Raw genomic sequence first — 8,464 nt, forward strand, 5'->3', positions numbered from 1 at the left:
CCCAAAAATAGAAGAATTAGATAATTAATAATTAATAATTAAAAATTAATAATTAAGCCGGTGGGTGCGCGTACAATATTGTTGCCTGGAACCATCTGTTCTTTTCATTATTAATTATTAATTCTTCATTCTTAATTAATAATCGCAATCATCACATCCATCACATTGGTTTGGGTGGGGCCGGTTTTTATTAACCCGCCTGCGGCAGCAAAAAAGTGGTAGGCGTCGTTATTTGCCAGGTAGGCCTGCGGCTGCAGCCCAAGCGCGGCGGCTTTTTGCATAATAGCTGCATTCACCACGGCGCCTGCAGCATCGGTAGGCCCGTCCGTACCATCGGTACCTGCGCTTAGCAGGGTGATATGCGGATGCGCCTGTAATGTTATGCCGGCAGCCAGCGCCAGCTGCTGGTTGCGGCCGCCCAGGCCCTGCCCGGTTACTACTACGGTGCTTTCTCCGCCCATCAGCAGGCAGGCGGGGCGCGGCCCGTTCCAGCGAATGGCCTGTTGTGCCAGGGCCTGCGCCAGCGTTTGCGCATTACCGGTAACCTCACTGCTTAACAGCGTGGTATGATAGCCTTGTGCTGTGGCATATTGCACAGCAGCCTGTAACGCAATGCGGTTAGTGCCAACCAGGTAATTACGGGTAGTGCGGAAGCCCGGAGCGCCCGGTTTGGGCGTTTCCGCCACCATGCCGTTAACGCCCTGCTGGAGGTATGCGTGTATAGCAGCAGGTATTTTTTGCAGCAGCTGGTATTTTTCCAGTATGTCCCAGGTATCTGCAAAAGTAGAGGGGTCAGGCACGGTTGGCCCGGAGCCTATAACATCCAGGTCGTCGCCCACCACATCGCTTAATATAAGCGTACATAACGTGGCCGGGCATACTTTTAATGCCAGCTGCCCGCCTTTAACGGCAGAAACATGTTTGCGCACCGTATTCATTTCATGAATGGTGGCGCCGCTTTTCAGCAGCAGGTCAAACAGCGCTTGTACATCTTCCAGGCCGGAGCCGGGCGGGTAGTCTATCAGCAGGGCCGATGCGCCGCCCGACAGCAGAAACAGCACCAGGTCGTCAGGGGTAACAGCTGCCAGCAGCTCCAGCATTTGCCCGGTGGCCAGTACGCCGTTATGGTCCGGTACCGGGTGGCCAGCTTCTGCTACCTGTATATGTTGTAATGGTAAGGCATGTTCATATTTAGTGATCACCAATCCCTGTAAGGCATAGGGCATTTCAAGGGCTTCCAGCGCCTGAGCCATGGCAGCAGCGGCTTTACCTGCGCCTGTAACAAAAATGCGGCTGTGTGATTTTAAAGGAAAAAATTTGCCGGAGATCCATAAGCCGTTATGCTGCACCTGCACCTGCCGGGGAATAAGGTGTTGGGGCTGTACTGCTGCCACGGCTTGCCGGAAAATGGATATGGCCGCTGATGCTGCATCGTTTTTCATTCTTTCCTGGCCAGTTTCCGTTCCTGCTTTTTATCCATTTTGGCCTCCAGGTGCTCCCGCTTTTTCATTTCCCAGTCATTCCACTTTTTATATTGTGCGGGCGTTAATACCGTCTTAAAGCGCTGGCTGCGTTCTTCGTTCAGGGCTTTCAGCTGCTGCATACGTTCTTTGGCAGCCAGGTTTTTATCGGCTTTAATAGCATCGCGGCGGCGGATAATATCTTCATTAATGGCATAAATCTGTTTATCCTGCGCATGGGTAAGGCCCAGCTCCCGGTAAAGCTTATCACTCATTTTGTCGGCCCTTCCTTCCGCGGTCCACCGGCCTCTTTTAATGGTATGGCTGCTATCCTTTACCGGTGTTTGGCCCAATGCTGTTATGCTAAACAACAGGCAAAACAGGAAGGTAGTCAACGTATGTTTATTCATAGTCAAAGGATTGTGTCTTACAATCGAAATTCGGCTTAGGACTAAGGTACTGAAACTACCACTCATAAAAAATCCTATAAAATAAATATACCTGTATTAAATTTAGTCTTTCACAGGCAAATCAGCATATACACGTGATCAGGAGCTTTTACCACGACCTGCCACTGCCTGAAAACCAAACCATCATCTAAACCGCAAAACAAAATCAATTCGTATGGAGCAACCCTCAGCTTATGTAACCGGTACCGGCCGTATAAGCCGTTTGGTACCGCTACCCCGGCTTGTGAGCCGTAAGCGTGCAAAAATCTTTCACCTGTTATTGGGCGCGCTGCTGGCAGGCAGCTATGCCAGGGCGCAGGAAACTTTCCCGGTAAATGGTGTGGCAGATCCCCGCGAAGGCTGCTATGCATTTACCCATGCTACTATTGTAAAAGAAGCAGGCATCACCCTGCAGGATGCCACGCTGGTGATCCGCGACGGGCGCATTATAAGCGCAGCAGCAGGGGCAGCCATCCCTAAGGATGCCGTGGTGGTAGACTGTAAAGGAAAATACATTTATCCTTCCTTTGTAGATATTTACAGCGATTACGGCACACAGCCTGTAAAGAAATCGTTCGGGGGCTTCCGGTCCCCGCCGCAGTTCCTTTCCAATACCAAAGGTGCGTTTGGCTGGAACCAGGCGATTAAAAGCGAAATAAATGCCGCCACTATCTTTAAAACAGATGAAGTAAAGGCCAAAGCCCTGCGGCAGGCTGGTTTTGGCGCTGTGCTTACCCACCAGCAGGATGGTATTGCCCGCGGTACCGGCGCATTGGTAACCCTGGCAAACGACCGGGAAAATAAGGTAATGATCCGCGAAAAAGCATCGGCGCAATATTCCTTTGATAAAGGCAGCTCTACGCAAAATTATCCCGGCTCGCTCATGGGCAGCATTGCCCTGCTGCGGCAAACCTACCTGGATGCGCAGTGGTACAAAACACATCCGGCAAAAGAAGGTATGAACCTGACGCTGCAGGCCTGGAATGAAGAACAAACACTGCCCCAGGTATTTGAAGCGGATGATAAATGGGATGTGCTGCGCGCTAAAAAAATAGGCGATGAATTTGGCGTACAATATATCATCAAGGCGTCTGGTAACGAATACCAGCGCATGGCGGAAATGGCCGCTACAAAGGCATCTTTCATATTGCCGCTCGACTTTCCCGCCGCCATGGATGTTGAAGATCCGAACGACGCCCGTTTTGTAGCCCTGGGTGACCTGAAAAACTGGGAGCTGGCGCCTTCGGAGCCCGCCGCCTTTGAAAAGGCCGGCATTCCTTTTTGCCTTACCGCAGCTGGGATGAAGGATATTAAACAATTCATGACCAACCTGCGCAAGGCCATTGATTATGGCTTAAGCGAACAGAAAGCGCTGGATGCCCTCACCAAAATACCGGCTTCCTTTATTAAAGCCGGCGACCAGGTTGGCACCGTGGATGCGGGCAAGCTGGCCAACTTCCTGATCACCTCCGGCCCCTTGTTTGATGAGCACACCGTAATATACCAGAACTGGGTGCAGGGCAAGCGGTATATTATTAATGAAAACGGGTGGACGGATATACGTGGCACGTACACGCTTACACTAAGTCCCGGCGCTACCTATACCATACTGGTCAAAGGCACGCCTGTAGCGCCTGCCCTTTCAGTAATACAACCGGCCGATACCCTGGGCGGCACCATTACGGTAGAAGGCAAGCTGGTAAGGCTGGCCTTTCCCCTGGCAAAGAAAAGCGCCGGCACCCTGCGCCTGAGCGGCATGCTGGGAGATAATGCCTTGAACGGCAACGGCCAGGACACCAGCGGCAACCCGGTTAAATGGAGCGCTACTTTTACAAAAGCATTTGTGCCGCCGCCAGATACTGCCCCAAAGAAAAAAGCCCCGGACCTGTCAAAAATATATTATCCGTTTAACGGTTACGGATGGGAAGCTCCCCAGCCAAAGCAGCAGGACATTCTTATTAAGAATGCCACTGTATGGACCAACGAACAGCAGGGCAGGCTGGAAAATACAGATGTGCTGATACGGGCAGGCAAGATAGCACAGGTAGGCCGGAACCTGCCCGCCGGCAATGCCCTGGTAATAGACGGTACCGGCAAGCACCTTACGCCGGGAATTATAGACGAGCATTCGCACATTGCTATTACAAGAGGCGTAAATGAAGGCACCCAGTCTGTTACCTCAGAAGTACGTATAGCCGACGTAGTGAACCCGGAGGATATTAATATTTACCGCCAGCTCAGCGGCGGTGTTACCACCAGCCACCTGCTGCATGGTTCTGCCAACACCATTGGCGGGCAAACGCAGCTCATAAAGCTGCGCTGGGGCGCTGATGCAGAAGGACTGAAGTTTGCAGGCTGGGACCCGTTCATCAAGTTTGCGCTGGGCGAAAACGTAAAACAATCTAACTGGGGCGAGAGCCAGCGGACCCGGTTCCCGCAAACCCGCATGGGGGTAGACCAGGTGCTTACAGATGCATTTACCCGCGCCCGCGACTATGAAAAGCAGGGCCCCGGCAAACGCCGCGACCTGGAGCTGGACGCGCTGGTAGAAATACTGAACCACAAACGCTTTATTACCTGCCACTCCTACGTACAGAGCGAAATAAATATGCTGATGCACGTAGCAGATACCTTCGGGTTTACCATTAATACGTTTACGCATATACTGGAAGGGTACAAGGTGGCCGACAAAATGAAAAAGCACGGCGCAGGCGCTTCTACCTTTGCCGACTGGTGGGCGTATAAAATGGAAGTACAGGACGCTATCCCCTATAACGCTACCATTATGCAGCGTGTAGGGCTTACCGTAGCCATTAACTCCGACGATGCTGAAATGGCCCGCCGCCTGAACCAGGAAGCTGCTAAAAGCATAAAATATGGCGGCATGTCTGAAGAGGACGCGCTGAAAATGGTAACGCTGAACCCCGCCAGGCTGCTGCATATAGCAGACAGGGTGGGCAGCATTAAACCCGGTAAGGACGGGGACGTGGTGTTATGGTCTGATGATCCGCTGAGCATTTATGCCAAAGCAGAAAAAACCATTGTGGATGGTGTGGTGTACTTTGACCGGCAGCGCGATGCAGCAATGCAGCAACGCATAGCAGCAGAACGTAACCGCCTGATACAAAAAATGCTGGCTGAAAAGAAAAAAGGTGGCGCCGTACAAAAGGTAAAAGCCACCCGCGATGAGCTGTGGAATTGTGAAGACACGGAAAGCGGCCACCAGCGTGGTATTACAGACAATATATAATTTCCCAAACCCAACAACAGTTATGATCAAACATTTCTTTTTATATATCACCTGCCTGGCTTTTACCGGCCAGGCGCAGGCGCAGGCCACCATTTACCCGGCGCCTCCGCAACAAAAAGCAATTGTGCTAACCCACGCTACCATTCATGTAGGCAACGGACAGGTAATTGAAAACGGCAGCATAGCATTTGCCAACGGAAAAATTACTGCCGTAGGTGCGGATGTGCCCAGCAGCGCAGATGCGCAGGTAATAGATGTACAGGGACAGCACATTTATCCCGGTATTATCGCACCCGTAACAGACCTGGGCCTTACAGAAGTGGAAAGCGTGCGCGCCACCAACGACTATGAGGAAGTAGGGGAGCTGAACCCCAACATCCGCGCGCTGGTAGCCTATAATACCGACTCCAAGGTAATTAACACCCTGCGTGTGAACGGCATTTTGCTGGCGCAGGTAACGCCGGAAGGCGACCTGTTATCCGGCACCTCCTCTGTAGTACAGCTGGATGCCTGGAACTGGGAAGACGCCGCTTATAAAACCGACGATGGCCAGCACTTTTATATGCCGCAGCTGCGGCCGCCCTCCAATCCTTTCCGTGGCCAGCAGCCGCCTGCCAACGACCGGGAAAAAGAAGCCCTTGAAAAAGTAGAGCAGGTACGGGCTTTCTTCCGCGAAGCAAAGGCTTATTTGCAGAACGAAAAACATACGGAAACCAACCTGAAATTTGAAGCCGTGCGCAAGCTGTTCACCAAAGAACAAAAGCTGTACATACATTGTAACGTGGTAAAGGAAATGCTGCTGGCGATAGACATTGCAAAGGAGTTTGGCTTTAGCGTGGTAATAGTGGGCGGCACAGACGCCTGGATGATACCAGACGTGCTGAAACAAAACAACATTGCCGTAATACTGGCGCAGCCTCACAGCCTGCCTGTTATGCAGGATGATGATGTGGCCCAGCCTTACAAAACAGCCGCTGAGCTGCAAAAGGCCGGGGTGTTGTTTTGCCTGAGCAACGAAGGTTTCTGGCAGCAGCGCAACCTGATGTTTGAAGCCGGCACTGCCAGCGCCTATGGCCTCAGCAAAGAAGAGGCATTAAGCGCCATTACGCTGAACACTGCTAAAATACTGGGCATTGATAAAACTACCGGCTCCCTGGAGCCAGGCAAAGACGCCAATATTGCCGTAAGCACAGGAGATATACTGGATATGCGCTCCAACAATATTACACATGCTTTTATACAGGGCCGGGAAGTGAACCTGGATAACAAGCAGAAGCAGCTGTATGAAAGATATAAGTATAAATATGGGTTGAAGTAAGTAAAAAGTAAAAAAGCAAAAAGAAAAAAGACGCGGGTAATCTTCGCGTCTTTTTTAATGTGCGCCCGGTATGATCATAAACTTGGAGGTGCAAGTCCTCTACGGGCCTTGATAGTGGGAACCGTTAGCCAAAGGCAAGGGTGTCCACCGCGAGGTGGAATCTGAAGAAAGCCGGCGGCAAAATCCCGGTTCGACGAACAGAAACTGCATATAAGGCAATATGTGATGGACGAGACTGCATTACAAGTCAAAGTCCCAAACTATCCGAGATCACCGTTTGTAAATGCAGCGAACACATGGGATGAAGGTGTATGATGTTACCCGGGGAGGTCTGTAAAACTGCTGCCAGAGGGAGACGCGTGTCCTGAAGGAGCAATGAGTGACAGAGATGTCATTACAGGTTTTACAGAAGTCAGCTCTGGTCATAGTACCGGCAGCCCAAGCAGGAAAGGGCCAGACATCAGCAGCTAAGGAGTAAATCCAGAACCGGAAGCGTTGCAAAGAAAGCAGAAAACTTGCCGTTCAGGTAAGGCTATATTAAAAGAGTAGGGCTGGAAGCCTGATGGTATTAATAAGCGCTGAGCAACGGTTTTGAAGAAAGAAAGAAACAAGGCGGACAGAAAAAAAAATGATGCAAGTTGGAACTACTTGAACGTATACTGGATAGCCGTAATGTACGCCGGGCCTATGAACAGGTAATGGCGAACAAAGGCAGCGGCGGCATAGATGGGATAGAAATCGAAGGATATAAATCTCATGTTCAAGCCGTATGGCCATCGGTTAGAACCGCAATACAGGAAGGGAAGTATCAACCATCATTAGTAAGGAAAGTTGAGATACCGAAACCGGGAGGGGGAACAAGGATATTGGGCATCCCCACCTTGCTGGACCGGATGATCCAACAAGCCATAGCACAGCAACTAAATATCATATACGATGATACATTTAGTCAAAGCAGCTATGGGTTCAGGCCAAAACGCAATGCACATCAGGCATTGGTACGAGCCCGTCAGTACGTAAACGAGGGCCATAGTCATGTAGTCGATATTGACATGGCTAAATTCTTTGATCGGGTTAATCACGACTATCTTATGAATCTGCTAAGTCAACGGATAATGGATAAGCGAGTACTCAAGCTGATCCATCGTTATCTGAAAGCAGGGGTGATGATAGGAGGAATAGCTACTGTCAACACAGAAGGAACACCCCAAGGCGGCCCGCTGAGTCCTATTCTATCCAACATACTGTTGGATAAACTGGATAAAGAGTTAGAAAGCCGGGGGCACCGGTTTGTGCGTTATGCTGATGATATCTGCCTGTTTGTGAAAAGCAAACGAGCAGCCGAGCGGGTACTGAAAAGTGTGAGCGCTTACATTGAAAAGGAGTTGAAACTGGAAGTGAACCAATCCAAAAGTGTGGCCACACGACCCTGGAAAAGTAAACTACTGGGTTACAGCTTCTATCACAAAAAGGGGGAAAAGGGATTAAACATTGCAAAGAGTAGCATCGCAAAGTATAAGTCGAAAGTTCGGGAAATTACCTCGCGAAGCAAACCGTACGCAATGTACAAGCGCTACGAAATGCTGAGGCAATTAAATCAAGGCTGGGTACAATACTTTAGACTGAACGAAGCAAAGAGCGTGTTCATCGGCTTGGATGAATGGGTTCGATGCCGTATCAGGCAATGTTACTGGAAGCAATGGAAGAAACCTTCTTCCCGAGTGAACATGCTTGTCAAGTTAGGGACGCCTGAATGGCAAGCATATCAATGGGGAAACTCACGCAAAGGATACTGGCGAATAAGCCACAGCCCGATCTTGCAAAGAGCCTTGAACAGTTCGTTACTAAAAAGAGAAGGGTACCTATCTCTCAAAGAGTTAAGTACCCTTCCAACTGTATTATTCTGATGTGCCGCCGTATACGGGTCCGTATGTACGGTGGCTGGAGGGGACAGGTAGCGAATTAATCGCTACCTTCCTACTCAATT

Annotated in this window: 5 protein-coding genes; 3 read left to right on the top strand and 2 right to left on the bottom strand. The window is 50.3% G+C overall.

Features of this window, described 5'->3' with window-relative positions; genetic code table 11:
* Positions 1-131: 131 nt before the first annotated feature.
* On the bottom strand, positions 132-1,442 hold the full coding sequence (locus VFS25_RS06010) for a glycerate kinase (RefSeq protein WP_326461219.1): 1,311 nt from the start codon (positions 1,440-1,442) through the stop codon (positions 132-134).
* A complete protein-coding gene (locus tag VFS25_RS06015; protein WP_326461220.1) occupies positions 1,439-1,870 on the bottom strand; it encodes a hypothetical protein in 432 nt (143 codons plus the stop codon). The genes VFS25_RS06010 and VFS25_RS06015 overlap by 4 nt, the downstream gene beginning before the upstream one ends.
* A gap of 214 nt (positions 1,871-2,084) precedes the next feature.
* Here VFS25_RS06015 and VFS25_RS06020 point away from each other — a divergent pair, with 214 nt between their 5' ends.
* The 3 genes from VFS25_RS06020 to ltrA all read left to right on the top strand — a co-directional run bounded on the left by VFS25_RS06020 (position 2,085) and on the right by ltrA (position 8,384).
* Positions 2,085-5,159 (top strand): amidohydrolase family protein, encoded by a 3,075-nt coding sequence (locus VFS25_RS06020; RefSeq protein WP_326461221.1) that lies wholly within the window; start codon positions 2,085-2,087, stop codon positions 5,157-5,159.
* Between the two features lie 22 nt (positions 5,160-5,181).
* Complete coding sequence (locus tag VFS25_RS06025; protein ID WP_326461222.1) at positions 5,182-6,477, top strand: amidohydrolase family protein; 1,296 nt, start codon at positions 5,182-5,184, stop codon at positions 6,475-6,477.
* A gap of 638 nt (positions 6,478-7,115) precedes the next feature.
* On the top strand, positions 7,116-8,384 hold the full coding sequence (ltrA, locus tag VFS25_RS06030) for a group II intron reverse transcriptase/maturase (protein WP_326461223.1): 1,269 nt from the start codon (positions 7,116-7,118) through the stop codon (positions 8,382-8,384).
* Positions 8,385-8,464 lie beyond the last annotated feature (80 nt).

Source organism: Chitinophaga sp. (assembly GCF_035761305.1).
Taxonomy (GTDB): domain Bacteria; phylum Bacteroidota; class Bacteroidia; order Chitinophagales; family Chitinophagaceae; genus Chitinophaga.

Coding starts and splice junctions, on each gene's coding strand:
- VFS25_RS06010 (WP_326461219.1), bottom strand. CDS start 1,442: ATGAAAAACGATGCAGCATCAGCGGCCATATCCATTTTCCGGCAAGCC.
- VFS25_RS06015 (WP_326461220.1), bottom strand. CDS start 1,870: ATGAATAAACATACGTTGACTACCTTCCTGTTTTGCCTGTTGTTTAGC.
- VFS25_RS06020 (WP_326461221.1), top strand. CDS start 2,085: ATGGAGCAACCCTCAGCTTATGTAACCGGTACCGGCCGTATAAGCCGT.
- VFS25_RS06025 (WP_326461222.1), top strand. CDS start 5,182: ATGATCAAACATTTCTTTTTATATATCACCTGCCTGGCTTTTACCGGC.